Annotated in this window: 18 protein-coding genes and 1 pseudogene; 14 read left to right on the forward strand and 5 right to left on the reverse strand. The window is 74.8% G+C overall.

The window, feature by feature from the left end; translation table 11 throughout:
• Positions 1 to 13: 13 nt before the first annotated feature.
• The 11 genes and pseudogenes from ABUL08_RS26760 (at position 14) to ABUL08_RS26810 (ending at position 10,618) form a co-directional block, all read left to right on the forward strand.
• Positions 14 to 808 carry an alpha/beta fold hydrolase gene (locus ABUL08_RS26760; protein WP_350932796.1) on the forward strand — a complete coding sequence of 265 codons (795 nt, stop codon included), beginning with the start codon at positions 14 to 16 and terminating at the stop codon, positions 806 to 808.
• On the forward strand, positions 801 to 1,370 hold the full coding sequence (locus tag ABUL08_RS26765) for a TetR/AcrR family transcriptional regulator (protein ID WP_350932798.1): 570 nt from the start codon (positions 801 to 803) through the stop codon (positions 1,368 to 1,370). The genes ABUL08_RS26760 and ABUL08_RS26765 overlap by 8 nt, the downstream gene beginning before the upstream one ends.
• Complete coding sequence (locus ABUL08_RS26770; protein WP_350932799.1) at positions 1,367 to 1,702, forward strand: YrdB family protein; 336 nt, start codon at positions 1,367 to 1,369, stop codon at positions 1,700 to 1,702. The genes ABUL08_RS26765 and ABUL08_RS26770 overlap by 4 nt, the downstream gene beginning before the upstream one ends.
• 771 nt (positions 1,703 to 2,473) lie before the next feature.
• The gene (locus ABUL08_RS26775) at positions 2,474 to 3,892 is read left to right on the forward strand and encodes a hypothetical protein (RefSeq protein ID WP_350932800.1); all 1,419 of its coding nucleotides are present in this window, start codon (positions 2,474 to 2,476) and stop codon (positions 3,890 to 3,892) included.
• A gap of 29 nt (positions 3,893 to 3,921) precedes the next feature.
• A complete protein-coding gene (locus ABUL08_RS26780) occupies positions 3,922 to 5,304 on the forward strand; it encodes an efflux RND transporter periplasmic adaptor subunit (RefSeq protein ID WP_350932802.1) in 1,383 nt (460 codons plus the stop codon).
• A pseudogene (locus ABUL08_RS26785) lies at positions 5,301 to 6,164 on the forward strand (ABC transporter ATP-binding protein); the annotation flags it as partial. The gene ABUL08_RS26780 and the pseudogene ABUL08_RS26785, both read left to right, overlap by 4 nt.
• Before the next feature lie 125 nt (positions 6,165 to 6,289).
• A complete protein-coding gene (locus tag ABUL08_RS26790) occupies positions 6,290 to 7,474 on the forward strand; it encodes an ABC transporter permease (RefSeq protein ID WP_350932803.1) in 1,185 nt (394 codons plus the stop codon).
• A gap of 235 nt (positions 7,475 to 7,709) precedes the next feature.
• The gene (locus ABUL08_RS26795) at positions 7,710 to 7,919 is read left to right on the forward strand and encodes a helix-turn-helix domain-containing protein (protein ID WP_046564428.1); all 210 of its coding nucleotides are present in this window, start codon (positions 7,710 to 7,712) and stop codon (positions 7,917 to 7,919) included.
• 222 nt (positions 7,920 to 8,141) lie between these two features.
• Positions 8,142 to 8,243, forward strand: a complete 102-nt coding sequence (locus tag ABUL08_RS26800; RefSeq protein ID WP_007465623.1) for a 30S ribosomal protein bS22 — start codon at positions 8,142 to 8,144, stop codon at positions 8,241 to 8,243.
• A gap of 120 nt (positions 8,244 to 8,363) precedes the next feature.
• Positions 8,364 to 9,437 carry an NAD-dependent epimerase/dehydratase family protein gene (locus tag ABUL08_RS26805; RefSeq protein ID WP_350932804.1) on the forward strand — a complete coding sequence of 358 codons (1,074 nt, stop codon included), beginning with the start codon at positions 8,364 to 8,366 and terminating at the stop codon, positions 9,435 to 9,437.
• A gap of 308 nt (positions 9,438 to 9,745) precedes the next feature.
• Positions 9,746 to 10,618, forward strand: a complete 873-nt coding sequence (locus tag ABUL08_RS26810; protein ID WP_350938854.1) for a lysophospholipid acyltransferase family protein — start codon at positions 9,746 to 9,748, stop codon at positions 10,616 to 10,618.
• An 18-nt stretch (positions 10,619 to 10,636) separates the two neighbouring features.
• Here ABUL08_RS26810 and ABUL08_RS26815 read toward each other — a convergent pair whose 3' ends face one another.
• The 3 genes from ABUL08_RS26815 to ABUL08_RS26825 form a co-directional block, all read right to left on the reverse strand.
• A complete protein-coding gene (locus ABUL08_RS26815; protein ID WP_350932805.1) occupies positions 10,637 to 11,512 on the reverse strand; it encodes an HAD family hydrolase in 876 nt (291 codons plus the stop codon).
• Positions 11,513 to 11,650: 138 nt separating this feature from the next.
• A complete protein-coding gene (locus tag ABUL08_RS26820) occupies positions 11,651 to 12,520 on the reverse strand; it encodes a DUF5667 domain-containing protein (protein WP_350932806.1) in 870 nt (289 codons plus the stop codon).
• A gap of 281 nt (positions 12,521 to 12,801) precedes the next feature.
• On the reverse strand, positions 12,802 to 13,788 hold the full coding sequence (locus ABUL08_RS26825) for an ECF subfamily RNA polymerase sigma factor, BldN family (RefSeq protein WP_350932808.1): 987 nt from the start codon (positions 13,786 to 13,788) through the stop codon (positions 12,802 to 12,804).
• 531 nt (positions 13,789 to 14,319) lie between these two features.
• Between ABUL08_RS26825 and ABUL08_RS26830 the strand changes: the two genes are divergently transcribed.
• The 3 genes from ABUL08_RS26830 to ABUL08_RS26840 all read left to right on the forward strand — a co-directional run bounded on the left by ABUL08_RS26830 (position 14,320) and on the right by ABUL08_RS26840 (position 16,977).
• On the forward strand, positions 14,320 to 15,960 hold the full coding sequence (locus tag ABUL08_RS26830; protein ID WP_350932809.1) for an AMP-binding protein: 1,641 nt from the start codon (positions 14,320 to 14,322) through the stop codon (positions 15,958 to 15,960).
• Entirely contained in the window at positions 15,950 to 16,204 is a 255-nt protein-coding gene (locus ABUL08_RS26835) for a glutaredoxin family protein (protein WP_350932810.1), read from the forward strand. Before ABUL08_RS26830 ends, ABUL08_RS26835 begins: the two co-directional genes overlap by 11 nt.
• 122 nt (positions 16,205 to 16,326) lie before the next feature.
• Positions 16,327 to 16,977, forward strand: a complete 651-nt coding sequence (locus tag ABUL08_RS26840) for an HAD family hydrolase (RefSeq protein WP_350932811.1) — start codon at positions 16,327 to 16,329, stop codon at positions 16,975 to 16,977.
• A 167-nt stretch (positions 16,978 to 17,144) separates the two neighbouring features.
• Here ABUL08_RS26840 and ABUL08_RS26845 read toward each other — a convergent pair whose 3' ends face one another.
• Both ABUL08_RS26845 and ABUL08_RS26850 read right to left on the reverse strand, forming a co-directional pair.
• Positions 17,145 to 17,801 (reverse strand): response regulator transcription factor, encoded by a 657-nt coding sequence (locus ABUL08_RS26845; RefSeq protein ID WP_350932812.1) that lies wholly within the window; start codon positions 17,799 to 17,801, stop codon positions 17,145 to 17,147.
• 106 nt (positions 17,802 to 17,907) lie between these two features.
• Positions 17,908 to 19,203 carry a sensor histidine kinase gene (locus tag ABUL08_RS26850; RefSeq protein WP_350932814.1) on the reverse strand — a complete coding sequence of 432 codons (1,296 nt, stop codon included), beginning with the start codon at positions 19,201 to 19,203 and terminating at the stop codon, positions 17,908 to 17,910.
• Between the last annotated feature and the right edge of the window lie 219 nt (positions 19,204 to 19,422).

Here is a 19,422-nt window from a genome sequence, read left to right on the forward strand (position 1 = left end):
TAGCCTTTTGGCTATGACGATTAGCCAGGTGGCACGGGACGGCGGAACCATCGCGTACGAGGTGCACGGGGAGGGGCCGCTGGTGGTCCTCTCGCACGGCATGGGGGAGAACCGGCGGTCCTTCCGCCACCTGATCCCGCTGCTGGTCGAGGCCGGTTACCGGGTGGCCTCGGTGGACGTCCGGGGGCACGGCGACTCCAGCCCGCACTGGCCGACGTACGCCCCGGCCGAGGTCGGCGCGGACCTGCTGGCCGTGGTCCGCACCCTCGGCGGCGGCCCGGCCACCCTGGTCGGCAGCTCGTCCAGCGGAGCCGCCGTCGTCTTCGCCGCCGCCGACGCGCCGGACCTGGTCAACGGCATCGTGCAGCTCAGCCCGTTCGTCGCCGAGCCGAAGCCCAACCCGGTCCTGCGGGCCCTCCAGGCGGCGGTGCTGCGCAGCCCCCGGCTGTTCGGCATGTTCCACAAGACGCTCTTCCCCGGCCCGCGCCCCGCCGACGACGCCGCGTACCGCAAGGAGATGGTCGCGGCGCTGCGCGGCCGGATGGACGCCGTCCGCGGGGTGGTCGCGCCGGTCGCGCCGCACTGGACCGCCCGGGCCGGCGAGGTGCGCCAGCCGGTCCTGGTCCTGATGGGTACGAAGGACCCCGACTTCCCGGACCCCGGCGCCGAGGCGCGGGCCGCCCGCCGACAGTTCACCACCGCCGAGGCGCGCATGATCGACGACTCGGGCCACTACCCGCACGCCGACCAGCCGGCGGCCACCGCCGCCCAGCTCGTCGAGTTCCTGGCGGTGACGTCCGATGCCTAGGGCCGGCCTGACGCCGCAGAGCGTGGTCCGCGAGGCCGCCCGGCTCGCCGACGAGGTCGGTCACGACCGGCTCACCCTCGCCGCCCTCGCCGGCCGGCTCGGCGTCGCCCTGCCCAGCCTCTACAAGCACGTCCGGGGCGTCGACGCGCTGAACCAGCGGCTCGGCGCGCTGGCCCTCGCCGAACTCGCCGACGAGATGACCACCGCCGTCGGGGGTCGGGCCGGGGTGGACGCCCTGCGCGGCGTCGCCACCGCCTGGCGCGACTACGCGCGCCGGCACCCCGGCCGCTACCCGGCGGCCCAGCAGGTGCCCGAGGCCACCGATCCCGACCACGTCGCGGCCGGCCGCCGCGCCCTCGACGCGATCTACGCCATCCTTCTCGGGTACGGCCTGACCGGCGACGACGCCGTCGACGCCGCCCGGATCTTCCGGAGCGCGGTGCACGGCTTCGTCACCCTGGAGGCGGCCGGCGGGTTCGGCCTGCCCCGCGGCATCGACCGCTCCTTCGACCAACTCGTGTCCTCGCTGGACACCGCGTTCCGTGACTGGAGTCCCGCATGAAGGCCCTGCTGTTGACCCTCGTGTTCCTGCTGGAGCTGGCGATGCTCGCCGCCGCCGGCTGGTGGGGTTTCACCCTCGACGCCGGATGGCCGGTACGCGTCGCCGCCGGCATCGGTGCGCCCCTGCTGATCGCCGTCGTCTGGGGCGTCTTCTGCTCGCCCCGGGCCGCCGTGTCGCTGCCGGCGCCCGCCAAGCTGGCCGTGCAGGTCGCCTGCTTCGTCACCGCCGGCCTACTCCTCGCGCTGGCCGGGCACCCGGTGCCGGCGGTTCTGCTGGTGGCGCTCTGGGCGGTGGACACGGCGGTGCTCCGCCTCTCCGGCGAGCCCGCCTGACCTGGCCACCGCTCGGCCCGCCCGCGCACTGGTCTGTCCCGGCCTGCCCGTCCCGGCCTGCTCGGCCTGGGCTGCTCGGTCCGGCTTGTTCGGGCTCGACCCGGATGGCTGGGCCCGGTTTGCTCGGCTCATTCCGCTGCTCCGCTGCTCCGCTGCTCCGCTTCGGTCGGAGGAGAGGGACGGTGCCGGTCGACTGGCTACGAGTTGGATGACGTCGATGAATCACTCGATCACAGGTCTCCTCGCTGCCGACCGTGGTGGGGTGATTCATTCATGCGTTCAAGCTCGTAGGCAGTCGGGCGTGACTGGTCAGGTGGCCGCCCGCGCCAGACGTGTCCGACCCGCGGGTGGGTCTGGACCGGATCGCCCGATTGGTCGTACCCTTCGCCGGTGACTGACGGCGACCGGCAGCCCGGTGAGGTGACCACGGACGCCGCGCCGCCCGCAGCCGGTGCCCCGACCGAAGGGCGCGAGGAGGCCGCAGGTTCCGCCGCGCGCCCGAGCGGTGAGCCCGTCCCCACCGACAGGGACGATCCCTGCCCGCACCCGGCACCAGACCCTCGGCCCGCTTCATCACCCGCCCCGGCCTCGGCCGCCGAGCCAACCCCGGCCCCCGCGCCAGACCTGGCCCCCGAGCCAGCCCTTGCCCTGGCCGCCGAGCCAACCCCGGCCCCCGAGCCGGCCCTGACCCCCGAGCCGGCCGTGGCCCTGGCCGCCGAGTCGGCCCCAGCCCCCGCGCCGGTCTCAGGCTCGGCCCCGACCGTCGAGTCGGTGCCGGCCCCCGCGCCGACCCCGGTCGACGAGTCGGTTCCCGTCGAAGAACCCGCTCCGACCGAGAACGTTGAGCCGCAGCCGCAGCCGCAGCCGCAGCCGCAGCCGCAGCCGCAGCCGCAGCCGCAGCCGCAGCCGCAGCCGCAGCCGCAGCCGCAGCCGCAGGGGCGCGGGCGGGTCCGGCGACGGTGGGTGGTGTGGGGGGCGCTCGCGGCGGTCGTGCTGCTGGTGACCTGCGCGCTGCCGGCCGTACTCCTGGTGGGGCTGGTGGGGGACGCGGCCGGGCGGTCGGCCACGGGCGACGACGCGGCCACGGCCGCCGCCCGTCGCCTCGGCACGCGGATGGCGGCGCAGCTCGACCAGCAGGCCGCGGCACTGCTCGGCGGCGACCGGACCGGGTTCCTCGCCGTCGCCGAGCCCGCGGCCCGGACCGACCTGACCCGCCGGTACGCGGCGCTGCGGGCGCTCCGGGTGACCGTGTGGCGGCCGGCGGTGGACGACGTGCCGCGTGCGGTCGCCGGCCGGCCGGGGGAGTGGGAGCTGCCGGTCAGCGTCGGGTACTGCTTCGTCGTGCCGGGCTGCACCCCGGCGACGGTGGTGCTCGGCACCCGGTGGCGGGAGGTCGGCGAGCAACCCCGGCTGCTCGCGTTCGACGCGTCCCACGCCACGCCCGCCGGCGCGCGGCCCTGGGAGGTCAGCGACCTCGCGGTGGCGTTCGGCAAGCGGACCGTCGTCGCCACCACGCCCGCGCTGCGCGGGAAGCTGCCCGACCTGCTCGCCCAGGCCGAGGCGGCGGCGCAGGTCGCCGACCTGTACGCCGTGGGCGCCCCACCCCCCGACCGCTACCTCGTCTTCTATGCCGGCCGCGGTGAATGGTCCCGCTGGTACGGCGGCGGTCGTCCCTCGTGGACGGCCGGCTACGCGGTCGGCGTCGGCGGTGGCCACCACGACGTGGTGCTCAACGCGGCGAGCCTGACCCCGGCCGGCGTCGACGACCTGCTCCGGCACGAGCTGACCCACGCCGCCTCGCTGCCCGACCGGGGCTACTCCGGCCGGGCCGACTGGTGGCTGGTGGAGGGGCTCGCCGAGTACGCCGGCGCGGACGGCCAGCCGGTGCTCCGTTACGAAGGCCTCGCCGAGGTGCGGAAACTCGTCCGGAGCGGATGGAACGGCCGGCTGGACGGGTTGGCCCCGGCCGACAACGCGGCCGACGACCGGGTCGGCGGCAGTTACGGGATCGGCTACCTGGCCGTCCGGCACCTCGTCGACCGGTACGGCGAACAGCGGCTGCTGGACTTCTTCCGGGCCGTGATCCACGACCGGAGCACGGTCGAGGAGGCGTCCGAGCGGGTCTTCGGGGAGCAGTGGAGGACGCTGCACGACGACTGCGTCGCGTACGTCCGTGACGCCGCCGGCTGAGCGGTCGACGTTCGTCGACGGGTCGTAGCATGGACCGGGTGGCCCGCACCCACTCGCCGCGGCCCGCGATCGCCACGCGGCCCCGCCTGTTCACCGCCCTCCTCGCCGTCGTCGCCCTGACCGGCACCACCGCCGCCTCGTGCGGTGACGACAAGTCTCCCGTCGCGCTCGCCCCGGTCGGCCGGTCCGCCGTCGCCGAGGTGATCGACGCCCCGGCCACGGTGACCGCCCGCGCCGCCGCGACCCTCACCGCCCCCGCCGACGGCACCCTCGCCAGCCTCCGGGTCCAACCCGGACAGCGGGTGCGCCGGGGGCAGGTGCTCGCCGTCATCAGCTCACCGTCGGCACAGGACCGGCTCAAGCAGGCCCGCGAGGCGCTGCGCGCGGCGAAGCGCGCCGGCCGCGGCGTCGGGGTCGGTGACCTGGGCGGTAGCCGGCGCGGCACCGACCGGGCCGCCGCCGACGCGTTCGACGCCGCCCGGACCGCCGCCGGCAAGATCGGCGATCCGCAGCTGCGCGCCGCACTCCAGCTCCAGGTCCGCTCCGCCCAGCAGCAGTACGAGTCAGCCGCCCGCGCCGCCGACCGCGCGGTCGCCGCCGTGCAGCGCGGGGTGGCGGGGGTGAACTCGGCCGTCGGCGCGCTCTCCAGCGCCCAACGCCTGCAGGCCCAGCAGGCGTACGACCTGGCGAAGGCGACCGTCGACGCGCTCACCCTGCGGGCCCCGGTCGACGGGGTGGTGCAGCCCGGTGGCACCCGTACCGGCGGTGCGCCGACCGACCTGGCGGGGCTGCTGGGTGCGGCCGGTCAGGGCGCGGCGGGGGCGTTCGCGCCCGCTCAGGGCGGCCCGCCGCCGGGGGTGGACGACGCCGTACCGGCCGGTGGCCGGGTCACCGCGGGAACGCCGGTGCTGACCGTGGTGGACATCGGTGCGCTGGGGCTGCTCGCGGAGGTGGACGAGACGGACGTGCTGCTGGTCCGGTCCGGCGTGCCCGCCTCGGTCGAGCTGGACGCGGTCACCGGCGCCACGTACGACGCCCGGGTCGGGTCGGTCGACGTGCTGCCCAGCACCTCCGCGCGCGGCGGGGTGACCTACCGGGTGCGGCTGACCCTCGGCCCGGGGCGCCTCGGCGAGGGTGAACGTGCCCCCGCCCCCCGCCCCGGCATGAACGCCGTCGTCCACCTCCGGGTACGCGAGGCCGCCGACGCGGTGGCCGTACCCGCCTCGGCGGTCTTCTCGGCCGACGGGCGGGACGCGGTCTGGGTGTTGCGGGACGGCAAGGCGGACCGGGTGCCCGTCACGGTGGGCGTGCAGGGGCAGGACCTGGTGCAGATCGTCAGCGGCGTGCAGGCCGGTGACCAGGTCGTGGTCCGGGGCGCCGACCAGGTGCGGGACGGTCAGCAGCTGCGATGAGTGCGGGCCTGCCGGCCGGGGTGCCGGCGATCGAGGCGGTCGACGTGTCCCGGACGTACGAGCTGGACGGGGTGTCGGTGCCGGCGCTGCGCGGGGTGTCGCTGACCATCGCCGCGGGGGACTACGTGGCGGTGATCGGGCCGTCCGGCTCCGGCAAGTCCACGCTGATGCACCTCCTCGGCGGGCTGGACAAGCCCTCCGGTGGCCGGCTGGTGATCGGGGGCCGGGACGTGGCGACGCTGACCGCCCCGGAGCTGGCGACGCTGCGCAACGAGACCATCGGCTTCGTCTTTCAGGCGTTCCACCTGCTGCCCCGCACGTCCGCCGTGGACAACGTGGCGCTGCCGCTGGTCTATCGGGGGATCGGCGCCCGGCAGCGGCGGGAACGGGCGGCGGCGATGCTCGGCCGGGTCGGGCTCGGGCACCGGCTGCACCACCGGCCCAACCAGCTCTCCGGCGGCGAGCAGCAGCGGGTGGCGATCGCCCGGGCGCTGGTCACCGACCCGGCGGTGCTGCTCGCCGACGAACCCACCGGCAACCTGGACACCGCGACCGGCGAGGCGGTGCTGGAACTGCTGGAACGGCTGAACGTCGAGTCGGGGGTGGCGCTGGTGATGGTCACCCACGACCAGGAGGTGGCCGCCCGGGCCCGCCGGCAGATCGCTGTCCGGGACGGGCTCGTCCGCTCCGACACGGTCACGTCGGGCGACGGCCCGCTTCATGATCGACCGCTGTCCGACCGCGCCGGCCGACCTGAGACACTGGACGCCGCTCCCAGCGCGGAGCCCCGGTCCGCGTCCGGAAGCGGCCCGGGGCACCCGTCCGGTGGCTCCGGTGGCGCCGCCGGAGCCACCGGGCGCCTTCCGCGGGAGGGCACGCCTGCCTCGCGTACCCTCGGGGCCGGAGCGGTCGGGCGGGCCGCGCCCGACGACGGACCGCCCGACGCGGCCCGGCCGGCGGCGGACGACTCGGCCGGAGGTGCCGCGTGAGGGTGGCCGAGGCGTGGCGGGTGGCGCTGGACGCGCTGCGCGCCAACCGGATGCGCAGCGCGCTGACCATGCTCGGTGTGATCATCGGGGTGGCCTCGGTGGTGCTGCTGGTGGCGATCGGCACCGGCACCAAGCAGAAGGTCGAACAGCAGGTCGAGGGGCTCGGCTCCAACCTGCTCCTGGTGGTGCCCGGCAAGATCGACGTCGGTACCGCCCCGGTGGTCTCGCCGCTGACCCTGAAGGACGTCGACGCGGTCTCCCGGGTGGTCGGCGACCCGTCCCGGGTCGCGGTCACCGTCGCCTCCGGTGCCACCGCGCGAGCCGGCAACCGGTCCGACTTCACCACCGTCCAGGGCGTGCTGGAGACCACCCCGACGGTCTTCACCCGGTCGCTGGCCCGGGGCCGCTATCTCACCGGGGCCGACGTCGACACCAGCCGGCGGGTGGCGGTGCTCGGCGCCTCCGTGGCCACCGCCCTCTTTCCCGACCGGGATCCGCTCGGCCAGCAGATCGCGCTCGCCGGGGTCCGGTTCCGGGTGATCGGCGTCTTCACGCCGCTCGGGCAGAGCCTCGGCGTGGACCGTGACGACGAGGTGCACGTACCGGTCACCGCCGCGCAGCGGCTCTGGGGCACCCAACGGGTCGACGGCATCGCGGTGAAGGCGCCGGACCGGGAACGGATCGGCGAGCTGGGCGACCGGATCACCGCCGAGCTGTCCCGCCGCCACCCGGACACCGAGTTCAGCGCGGTCACCCAGCAGCAGATCCTCGGGGTGCTCGGCGACATCCTCGGCGTGCTGACCGGGGTGCTGGCCGCGATCGCCGGGATCTCGCTGCTGGTCGGCGGCGTCGGCGTCTCCAACATCATGCTGGTCTCCGTCCGGGAACGGACCCGGGAGATCGGGCTGCGCAAGGCGGTCGGCGCCCGGCCCCGGGACATCGGGGTGCAGTTCCTGCTGGAGGCGGTGCTGCTCACCGCGATCGGCGGCCTCACCGGGATGGCGCTCGGGGTGGGCGCGGCGCTGCTGGTCGACGCGGTCTCCCCGATCCCCGCCGCGATCACCTGGTGGTCGCTGGCGCTCGCCTTCGGGGTCTCCGCCGCCGTCGGCATCGTCTTCGGGGTGGTCCCGGCGCAGCGGGCCGGCCGGCTCGACCCGGTGGTGGCACTGCGCGCCGAGTGACCCGCGTGGCCGAGGCCACGGGAGCGGTCCCGGCAACGGGACGAGGGACCCAACCGGGTGGAAAACGCCAGGTCAAGACTGGGAAAACGGCCAGCGATGCATGATCAAACGCAGGAAGGGATCGCGCCGGTCACAACCGTCCCGCTACCGTACTGGTAACACGCGCGTTGCCGTTCCGGCGGGACGATCCCGTCGGCCCCGGCACGCGCCGGGCATGGGAATGGGTCGGTGAGCCATGGCCGGGTCGCAGTCCGACGCTCGACTGTCGGATGTCAGGTTCCTGACCGTCGCCGAGGTGGCGACGGTCATGCGGGTGTCCAAGATGACGGTCTACCGTCTCGTGCACAGCGGTGAGCTCACCGCCGTCCGGGTCGGCCGGTCGTTCCGGGTCCCCGAGCACGCGGTGCACGAATACCTGCGGGGTGCCTTTCAGGAGACCGCCTGACGCGTCGTCCGGCCCTCGGGCGAGTGCGACGTAACGGGCATCCACGGGGGCGCGTTGGTCCTGCTGACCCACTCCGGCTACCCTGGAGCCCGATCGTGACCGCACACTGGTGCGCCCTGCCCACCACACGCTGGTCCGGTCCGTTGTCCGCACGCGGTCACCGACGCCACCCGAGGTGGTGTCTCCCGGTCCGCCCCGCACGTTGCATCGAAAGGCTGTCGTATGGGCTCGGTGGTCAAGAAGCGCCGCAAGCGCATGGCTAAGAAGAAGCACCGCAAGCTGCTGCGCAAGACCCGCGTCCAGCGTCGCCGTCTCGGCAAGTGACCGCAGCCGGGCCACGGCCCGGCTGCCGGCACCACTTGCCAACTGTCGACTCTCGGAGGCTCAGGTGATCAGGCCGCGGATGTCCCGGCTCGATCCCGCCTGCCGGGCGAGGCGCACGACATGACCCCCGGTGGCACCCCAGGTGCTCCGGGGGTCGTCGTCGTGACCGGGGTGGGTCGCTATCTCGGCGCCCACGTCGCCGCCCGGCTCGCCGCCGATCCCCGGATCGAGCGGGTCATCGGCGTCGACCCGGCCACCCCGGGCCCCGAGGTCACCGACCTGCTCGACCGGGTCGAACGGGTCCGCCTCGACCTCGACTCCCTCGGCGGTCTCCTCGCCGACCTCGACGTCGACGCCGTCGTCCACCTGGCGCTGGTCAGCTCACCCGACCCGCAGCACGGCGGCCGGTCGGCGATGAAGGAACAGAACGTCATCGGCACCATGCAGCTGCTCGCCGCCTGCCAGCGGGCGCCCCGGCTGCGCAAGCTCGTGGTCCGCTCCTCGACCGCCGCGTACGGCGCGTCGTTCCGCGACCCGGCGGTGTTCACCGAGGAGACCGAGCCACGCGAGGTGCCGCGCGGCGGTTTCGGCCGCGACATCCTCGACATCGAGGGGTACGTCCGCGGGTTCCGCCGCCGCCGGCCCGACGTGACCGCCACCGTGCTGCGCTTCGCGCCGTTCATCGGCTCCACGGCCGACACCACGCTCACCCGCTACTTCTCCCAGCCGGTGGTGCCCACCGTCTTCGGCCGTGACCCCCGCCTCCAGTTCGTGCACTTCGACGACGCCCTGGAGGTGCTGCACCGGTCCATCGTCGAGGACCATCCGGGCACCTACAACGTCGCCGGGCCGGGGGTGCTCTCCCTCTCCCAGGCGATCCGGCGGGCCGGTCGGGTCGCCATGCCGGTGCTGGAACCCGGCCTCTCCGGGGCCGCCGCGTTCGCCCGCAGCCTCGGCTTCGGCCGCTACGGTTTGGACCAGGTGGACCTCTTCGTGCACGGTCGGGTGGTGGACACCAGTCGACTGGAGCGGGAGTACGGCTTCACGCCGCGTACCACCGCCGCCGCCTTCGAGGACTTCATCCGTGCCCACCACGGCGGCATCGTGGTGACCCGGGAGCAGCTCAGTGCCGCCGAGCAGTTGGTGCTGGAAGGCATCCGGCAGGTGCGCTCGGCCGTCCGGGAACGCCCGTGACCGGCCGGGACGAGCGGGGCGACGCCCGCTTCGACGTACCGCCGGCCATGCCCGGGCCGGACGCGGAGCCGGCGCGGCGCAACGGACACCGCCGGGCGACGGTCGCCGCCGTCGAACCGACAACCCACGACGAGCCGGACACCGCCGCGACGGACGAGCCGGTCGCCGTCGCGCCGCACGAGCCGGTCGTCCCTGCGCGGGACGAGCCGGACACGGACGAGCCGGACGAGCCGGACGCTGCCGCGCGGGACGAGCCGGGCCCGGCCGCAAGCGACGAGCCGGACGCTGCCGCGCAGGATGGGCCGGCGGTGCACGCGGGACCGGCGGTGGCGGACCGGCACGACCACTGGGACCGGCGGGTCGCGGGCGGGCTGGCGTTCCTGCGCCGGCGGCTCTCCGGCGACTACGAGGTCGACGAGTTCGGGTTCGACCCCGATCTGACCGACGCGGTCTTTCACCCGCTGGTCCGGCTGCTCTACCGGGACTGGTTCCGCACCGAGGTCAGCGGCCTGGAGAACGTGCCCACCGACGGTGCCGGCCTGGTGGTCGGCAACCACTCCGGCACGGTCGCGCTGGACGCCTTGATCCTCGCCACCGCGCTGCACGACCAGCACCCCGCCCGCCGCTACCTGCGGCTGCTCGGCGCCGACCTGGTCTTCCGGATGCCGGTGGTCTCCGAGATCGCCCGCAAGACCGGCGGCACGGTGGCCTGCAACCCGGACGCGGAGCGGCTGCTCGGCAACGGTGAACTCGTCGGCGTCTTCCCGGAGGGCTTCAAGGGCGTCGGCAAGCTCTATTCCGACCGCTACAAGCTCCAGCGTTTCGGTCGGGGCGGGTTCGTCTCGGCGGCGCTGCGCACCGGCACCCCGATCGTGCCGGTGGCGATCGTCGGTGGCGAGGAGATCTATCCGATGCTCGCCGACATCAAGCCACTGGCCCGACTGCTGAAGCTGCCCTACTTCCCGGTCACCCCGACCTTCCCGTGGCTCGGGCCGCTCGGCATGGTGCCGCTGCCCAGCAAGTGGCTGATCGAGTTCTGCCCGCCGATCCCCACCGCCCACCTGACCGACGCGGCGGACGACCCACTGGTCGTCTTCAACCTCGCCGACCAGGTCCGGGAGACCATCCAGCACACCCTGCACAAGCTGCTGGAACGACGCCCCGACCCGTTCGGTCCCTGACCGGCCGGGGCCCCGGCGTCAGGGGGTGCGGCGGCGGCGGTGCAGCGCGAGGCCGGCGGTGACCGCGCCGGCGACCAGTCCGGCGGCGGCCGTCGACGGTACGGCGATCTTCGCCGCCCGCCGCCCGGTGCGGAAGTCCCGCACCTCCCAGCCGTGCTCGCGGGCCCGCCGGAGCAGAGTGGAGTCGGGGTTCACCGCCACCGGGTGCCCCACCGTGGAGAGCATCGGCAGGTCGTTGGCGGAGTCGCTGTAGGCGGCGCAGCGGGTCAGGTCCAGCCCCTCCACCGCGGCGAGCTGGCGTACCGCCTCCGCCTTGGCCGGCCCGTGCATCAGGTCACCGACCAACCGCCCGGTGTACGCCCCGTCCACCACCTCGGCCACCGTGCCGATCGCGCCGGTCAGGCCGAGCCGGGTGGCGATCACCCGGCCGATCTCCACCGGGGCGGCGCTGACCAGCCAGACCCGCTGGCCGGCATCCAGGTGGCGTTGCGCCAGTTTGCGGGTGCCGGCCCAGATCCGCGGTGCCATCAGCTCGTCGAAGATCTCCTCGGCGAGCCGTTCGACGTCGTCGACCCGCCAGCCGTGGATGAACGCGAGCGCGGCCTCCTTGGCCTGGGACATGTCACCGGCGTGCTCGGTGGCGAGCAGCCGGAACTTCGCCTGCTGCCAGGCGAACCGGGCCAGGTCACCGCTGGTGAAGTAGTTCCGGGCGGCGAGCCCACGGGCGAACCAGTAGATCGAGGCGCCCTGCATCATCGTGTTGTCCACGTCGAAGAAGGCCGCCGCGCCCGGATCCGGCGTCGGGGTGGCCGGGGGTGCCGCCGGGGTCTCCGACCAACCGGCGGTGTGACCGTGGACGTCGGTGCTGACCGTGACCTTGCGGGTGCGGACCACGCGACCTCCCTCCCCGTACGACGACCGCGAACCGTCCTGCACTGCGAGCGTAGCCGGGGGTCGGTGACGGTCGGGTGTCCGTGCGGGGAAGTGTGGCGTGGACGGCTGTCCCGCTGCGCCGACCGGTTTCGGGTGGACTCAGCGGTCGCCGGGGCAGCTGTTCGGAGTGGGGCCGAGCGCGTCGCTGGCCACCGGGGCCGGCAGGCCGCAGGCGATCGCCGCGCGGAGCGCCCCGGAGCGTTTGCCGATCGCGTCGAGCAGGGCCAGCGAACGCCGGGTGCGGTCCCGCTCGACGTGGTCGTCCCGGTCGAGCAGGCCGCTGACCGCCCGGCGCTGCCCGGTGAGGAAGGTGCTGACCGCGTCCAGGCCCGCCGGGTCGGAGCGCTGCGCCGCGACGGTGGTCAGCAGGCGTACGCCCTGGCGGGTGTCGGCGTCCATGTCGTCGAGGACGGCGCTGAACCCGATCCGGTCGCCGTGCAGCGTGGCGGCCTCGTCGAGCCGGGTGCGGGCGAAGTCGAGGAAGAGCTGGCCACGGCTGATGTCGGAGCTGGCCAGCGCGAGCTGGGCGCGTTCCGTGGAGCGCTTCATGCCGTACAGGGCGTCACCGGGGACCGCGTTCTCGCTGGCGGCGGAGATGCCGGAGAGGGCGACCGCCCCGGCGGCCACGCCGACCAGGATCGCGCCCCGGGCCCGGGCCCGACGGGCGGTGGCCGCCGGCAGGAACGAGCCGCGGGCGGTGCTGGCGGCGGTCTCCGGGGTCGTCTTCGCCGGGCTGCCGATGCCCTCCCGCTCGGCGGTGGCGACGAGCATCGCCCGCAGCCCGGTACGGAAGTCCGGCTCCACGTCGACGTCGGGCCGGTCTGCGGTGAGTTGCTGACCGAGCGCGACGAGTCCGGCGAGTTCCTCGTCGGCCCGGGAGCGGACGTGGTGCCGCCGCCCGCCGTTGGCCTCGTCGAGAAGCTGCGCGAAGCGTTCGGCACGCCGACGGGAGAAGAGGTTGCTGTCCACCGCAGGCACCTCCTCTCGCTGGTCACGGCCGGTCGGCCGTAGTCGTCACCAGCGACCGGTGGAGTGTGACGCCGACGGACGGCCCGATCGGCCGACCCCCGTTCACCGGACCGGGTGGCCCGGGGGACGCCGGGACAACCACTGGTCGCACCCGGAGAAACGGTCCGCGCCGGGTGGCGGTTACGGGGCGGGCGGAGGCGAAATCACGAAGAGTGATCGTCGTCACGGTGGCGTGACGGGTGGCCCGCCCTCGTGACGATGGCGGGTCGCAGCGGCGGTGATCAGGGCTGGAAGCCGTCGGGCAGCAGCCGGGCGAGGGCGCGTACCGCCCGGTACTGGAGGGCCTTGATGGCGCCCTCGTTCTTGCCCATCGCCCGGGCCGTCTCGGCCACCGAGAACCCCTGGAGGAACCGGAGCACGATGCACTCCTGCTGCTCCGGGTTGAGCTGCTTGACGGCGGTCAGCAGGGCGACGTTGGTGATGTGCTCCACCACCGCCGCCTCCGGGCTGCCCTCCGGCCCGCGGTCCTCGCGGTCGGCGTCGAGGACGTCCCCGGTAGTGACCTCCAGCCGGTAGCGGCCGGACTTGAAGTGGTCGGCGACCAGGTTGCGGGCGATGGTGACCAGCCAGGCGCCGAGGTCGCGGCCCTGCCAGGTGAAGCTGCCGATCCGCTTGAGCGCGCGCAGGAAGGTGTCGGAGGTGAGGTCCTCGGCGAGCTGCCGGTTGCCCACCCGGAAGTAGACGAAGCGGAAGACCGTGTCGACGTACCGGTCGTAGAGCAGCCCGAACGCCTCGGCCTCGCCGGCCTGGGCCCGTTCGACCAGGGACCACACCTCGGTGGCCGGGTCGGACGGGTCGGGGCGGCTCGGGTAGCCGGTCGCGGTGGTGGCGGGCGGTGCGGCCTCGGCCGGCACCTTGGGCAGCACCGCCGTGTCGGCGGCGGGGACCGCGGGCAGCACGGCGGTCTCGCCCGCCGACGGGTCGCTCACCGCGGGCGGGTCGCCGGCCCGGCGGCCCTGCACCGGCATGACGGGCCGGGGCGGTGCGCCGACCCGGCCGGCGGTCGGCATCGCGTTCCCGCCGGGTTGTGCCGGTCGGGCGGGCGCCTCGTTGTGGTGCGACCGGTTGCGCAGCCGCCGGGCGCCGCCCTCGCCGCGCAGGGCGAGCCCGGAGCTGCCCTCCGCCGGCTCCAGCCGCTCGTTGACCGCCGCCCTGGGTGCCGGGCCGGTGAGGCCGGTCGGCCGTTCCGTCCAACCGAAGGTGGTCACCGCGCCTCCCCGATCCGCACCGGGCGTGGCCGTGCCGGTCGTCGCGGCGGCGCGCCGGGACCGGGCAGGGCCGTCCCGGGACCCGCCGACAGGCGGCAGGTCACCTTGAGGTGCTGGTCCAATGCGCTCACAGGCACGGGGGCCTCCTCGGGCTGAGGGGTGTCAACTCACGGCAAATGGGGTGAGCTGACCCGAGTGATGATAGGGCCAACGTCACCCGCGCGTGGCAAGTCCGTTACACAGGGCGGAAGTATTTCCCTCCCCGTCGCACAAATGGCGGACCGGTTGTCCGTCGTGTGCGGTTGACTTTGTCGCTGTGGGCTGGTCCGGAGTGGAAAGTCCTGGTCGGAGCGGTTGCCGGGGCCCGTCGGCGTGTCGCGGCGGGGCGGCCTCGCCGGCACCCGTACCCGGGTCGCCGGGCGACCGGTGCCGCCCGCACGCCGGTCCTCCCGGCGGGACCGGGGTCACCGTCACCCCCATTCGGCGTACGGGCATGGCCGGGCGCGGGCCGCTGTGCCAGACTCAGCGACCGTGCAGGACGCAGCCGACAGCTCCGCGCCGAACCTCGCCGACCGGCTCCGCCGGGCGGCCGTCGCCCACGGCGACCGCCCCGCGCTGCACTGGCGGGACCGGACCCTCACCTGGTCCGAACTGGACGCCGCGGTGACCACCACCGCCCGGGCCCTCGCCGCCACCGTGCCGGGCGCGGGGCCGGCCGACCGGCACCCGCCCCGGGTCGCCCTCGCCCTCGGCAACACGCCGGACTTCGTGGTCAGCTACCTCGCCGTGCTGCGGGCCGGGCTGGTCGCGGTGCCGGTCAACCCGGGCTACACCGGGCGGGAGCTGAGGCACGTCCTCGCCGACTCCGGCGCCGGCGTGCTGATCTGCGCCGAGGAGGTGCGGGACCGGGTCGCCGCCCTCGCCGCCGAGCTGCCCGCGCTGACCGCCGTGCACACCGCCCCGCCGGTGACCGACGTCGCCGGGGCGGTCACCTTCCCCCGCCGCGGCGGGGAGGATCTCGCCGTCCTCCTCTACACCTCCGGCACCGAGGGCCGACCCAAGGGCGCGATGCTCCCGCACCGCGCCCTGGCCGCCAACCACGAGCAGGTCGCCCGGATCGACCCGCCGGTGGTCGGGCCCGACGACACCGTGCTGCTGGCCCTGCCGCTCTTCCACGCGTACGGGCTGAACTCGGGGCTGGGCGCGGTCGTCCACCACGGCGCGACCGGGGTGCTGGTCGACGAGCCCGGGGCGGGCGGGGCACTCGCCGACATCGCCCGGCACCGGGTCAGCGTGCTGGTCGGCGTACCGTCGATGTTCCTGGCCTGGGCGGACGCCGGCGCCGAGCTGGCCGCCGCGACCAGCTCGGTCCGGGTCGCGGTCTGCGGCGCGGCGCCGCTCCCGCCGGCCACCGCGGCGCGGTTCGCGCAGCTCACCGGCCGTCCCGTGCACGTCGGGTACGGCCTCACCGAGACCGCACCGGTGCTCACCTCCACCCTGACCGGCGGCGCCCCGAAGGCGGGCTCGATCGGCCGGCCGCTGCCCGGGGTGGAGCTGCGCCTGGTCGGCCCCGACGGGGTGGACCTGTGGCGCGACGGCGCGCCGGTGCCCGAGGAGGACCCCGACGAGCTGGACCTCTCCGACGCCGACGCGGGCACCGACCCCGGCGAGATCGTGGTCCGGGGGGCGAACCTCTTCACCGGCTACTGGCCGGACGGTCGGGACGGCCCGGACGCCGCCGGCTGGTGGGCGACCGGCGACGTGGCGTACGCCGACGACGACGGGGACCTCTTCCTGGTCGACCGGCTCGGCGAGCTGATCCTGGTGAACGGCTTCAACGTCTATCCGCACGAGGTCGAGCTGGTGCTCGAGGCGCACCCGGGGGTGGCCGAGTCCGCGGTCCTGGGTGTGCCGCACGCGCGGACCGGGGAGACTGTCCGGGCGTACGTGGTGCGGGCGCCGGGGGCCACGGTGACGGGGGAGGAGCTGCTGGCCCACTCCGCCCGGAACCTGGCCCGGTTCAAGTGCCCGACCGGGGTCGAGTTCGTCGACGAGCTGCCGCACTCGGCGATCGGCAAGGTACGCAAGACCCAGCTCCGCCCGTCGGCGCCCCCGGTGCCGGCACCCGCGGCGCCGACCGACACCCGCACGGAGGTTTCCGATGTCCAGTGACGCCCGGCTCGCCCTGATCACCCGCCCGGGCTGCCACCTCTGCGAGGACGCGAAGACGGCCCTCGACCGGGTGGTGGCGGTCACCGGTGACCGGTGGATCGAGAAGGACGTCACCGGCGACATCGAGCTGGAGCGGGAGTACGGCGACCGACTGCCGGTGGTGCTGCTCGACGGCAAGGAGCACGGCTACTGGCGGGTGGAGGAGGAGCGGCTGCTGCGCGACCTGACCACCCCGCAGCTCTGACCCGACCGCCGTCCGCCTCCGACGGGCCGACCTCCGGCACGCCGGCCTCCGGCGGGCCGGCGTCCGTCCGCTCCGACGGGCTGGCCTCCGGCGGGCTCGACGGGCTGGATTATGGTGCTGCGATGACCCCTGCGCGGCACCACCTGGTGTGGGACTGGAACGGCACCCTGCTCGACGACCTCAGCCTGGTGGTCGAGGCCACCAACGTGGCCTTCGCCAGCGCCGGTGGGCCGGCGGTGAGCGCCGACGAGCACCGGGCGAGGTTCCGCCGCCCGATCGCCGACTACTACGCGGAGATGCTGGGCCGGGCGGTCGACGACGAGGCGTTCGAGCGGTTGGACCGGATCTTCCACGACGCGTACCGGGCCGGGTTGACCAGCTGCGCGCTGGCCGCCGACGCGACCACCGCCATCGCGGCCTGGCCGGGCAGCCAGTCGCTGCTGTCCATGTGGTTCCACGACGAGCTGGTGCCGACGGTGCACACCTACGGTCTGACCGACCACTTCGCCCGGGTCGACGGGCTGCGGGCGACGGTGGGTGGCGGCTTCAAGGCGCAGTGGCTGGAGAAGCACCTCGCCGAGCTGGGTCTCGACGGCGACCAGGTGGTGCTGATCGGCGACTCGCTCGACGACGCGGACGCCGCCGGATCGGTCGGCGCGCGCTGCGTCCTCTACACCGGTGGTCTCTCCGACCCCACCCGCCTGCGCAACTCCGGCCACCCCACCGCCGACACCCTCACCCACGCCGTAACCCTCGCCACCACCCTCCCCTGACCCCGCCCCCCACGCCGGACCTGACCCGCGCCCACCCCCCCTGCCCGGGCCTGGCCCGGCGCGCCGCCAGTCAGGTTGATCATGAAGTTTGCGTCTGAGTGAGCGGCGTTCCTGACGCAAACTTCATGATCAACGGGACGGGGTGGGTGGGGTGGGGTGGGAGGGGGTCAGGGGCGGAGGTAGGTGAGGACGGCTCGGACTCGGCGGTGTTGGTCGGCGTCGGGTGGGAGGGCGAGCTTGGTGAAGATGTTGCGGACGTGCTTCTCCACCGCGCCGTCGCTGACCACCAGGATCCGGGCGATGGCGGTGTTGGAGTGGCCCTCGGCCATCAGCGCCAGAACCTCGCGTTCGCGCGGGGTCAGCTCCCGCAGCGGGTCGTCCCGGCGGCGGCGGACCAGCAGCTGACCGACCACCTCCGGGTCGAGCACCGTGCCGCCGGCGGCCACCCGGGCCAGCGCGTCCAGGAACTCGTCGATCGCGGCCACCCGGTCCTTGAGCAGGTAGCCGATCCCGCCGCCGCCGGCCCCGCCGGTGGTCGCCAGCAGGTCGTCGGCGTACGACACCTCGACGTACTGGGAGAGCACCAGGACCGGCGTACGCGGCACCAGCCGGCGGGCCTCGACGGCCGCGCGCAACCCCTCGTCGGTGTGCGACGGTGGCATGCGGACGTCCACCACGGACACGTCCGGCCGGTGCGCCACCACCGCCTCCACGAGGGCGTCACCGTCGCCGACGGCGGCCACCACCTGGTGCCCCGACTCGGTCAGCAGCCGGGACAGCCCCTCCCGGAGCAGTACGGCGTCGTCCGCGATCACCACCCGCATGGGTCAGGTGTCTATCACGTCGGCCCGCTCTCCACGGCCCGGCAGGCCGTCCCCGCGCCGGCTGTGCCGTCCGGCTCGGTCGCGCCCGCTGCGCCGACCGGGGTCGTCAGCCGGGGAGGTCGGCGCGGATCTCCGTGGGGCCGCCGGCCGGGCTGACCACCTCCAGGGTGCCGTCGGTGGCCCGGACCCGGTCGGCGATGCCGGCGAGGCCGTGCCCCTTGGCCGGGTGTGCGCCACCCACGCCGTCATCGACGACGCTGATCACCAGCCGGTCGGCGGCGCGGGTGACCGTGACCCGGCACGCGGCGGCCCCGCTGTGCTTCGCCACGTTGGTCAGCGCCTCCGCCACCACGAAGTACGCCGTGTTCTCCACCGCCGGGTCGAGCCGTCCCCCGGCCGTGCCGAGGTCGGGGTCGACGGCCAGTTCGGTCGGCACCAGCGCGCGGCCGGCGAGGGCGGCCAGGGCACTGGGCAGGCCCCGGTCCACCAGGATCGGCGGGGCGATGCCCCGGGACAGGGCGCGCAGCTCGCCGAGGGTGTCCCGGGTCTGCGTGACGGCCTCGTCCAGGGTGCGGCGGGCCGCCTCCGGGTCGGCGGCGAGCTGCTGCCGGGCCCGGCTCAGGTCCATGGCGAGCCGGACCAGGCGCTGCTGCGGGCCGTCGTGGATGTCCCGTTCCAGCCGGCGCAGGGCGGTGGCCTCGGCGGAGACGGCGGCCCGCTTCTGCTCCTCCAGGGTGGTGATCCGGTTGCGCATCTCGGCCACCCCGGTCAGCAGCGACCGGGCGAAACCGGCCTGGAGCAGGGCGCAGGCGCGTACCAGCAGGGGCAGGGTGAACAGGCAGAACAGCCCGATGGCGGTGTTCACCGCGATCCGTGCGACGGCCCCGTCGCCCATTCCGAGCAGTTGGCTGAGGTCCTGGTCGTCCGGGCCGCGGGGGATGGCCCAGTCGTACGCCGGGTAGAGCGTGCCGGCGACGGCGAGCGCCCACCAGACCACGGTCAGCACGAAGGTCGGGATGGCGAGCACCAGCTTGAACAGGCCGTGCACCAGGTCGAGCCAGGACTGCGCGTCGCGCATCGGCAGGAATATCCGCCGCCACGCCTTCGCGCCCGGCTCGGGCGTCCGGTACGCGGGGCGGACCCGGGGCTGGCGCAGCACGGCGGGCAGCCGCAGCCGTTCGAGGTCGGCGAGTCCCCGGGCGGCGTAGAGGGTGCCGGCGAGGACCGGCAGGCCGAGCACGGTCACCAGGAGCCCGGCGCTGAGTGAGATCCCCGCCACCACGACCACGAAGCCGGCGACAGCCAGGGGGAGGCCGAGCAGCACGTACTGCGAGTCGCGCAGGAGTTGTCGGGTGACGCCGCGAACGGGTGCCGGCACGCTGGTCAGGGGAAGGGCGGTCATGTCGTCGAGGCTATGGGCGGCCGGGCGCGGGACCCATCCCGTACGCCGGCCTGTCGGGGGTGGGGTTGTCCCTACCGGGCGGCCCGGCGGAGTGAGGCTCGCCCCAGATAGACGGTGACTCAGCGCGACGGCCCGCGCGCGATTGGTCAGAGAAGTCGGGATTGAGCAATAATCGCCGGGCGGCGCCGACGGAGCGCGTCAGATCGATCTTGTGGAATG

This window comes from Micromonospora sp. CCTCC AA 2012012 (assembly GCF_040499845.1).
GTDB lineage: Bacteria > Actinomycetota > Actinomycetes > Mycobacteriales > Micromonosporaceae > Micromonospora > Micromonospora mangrovi.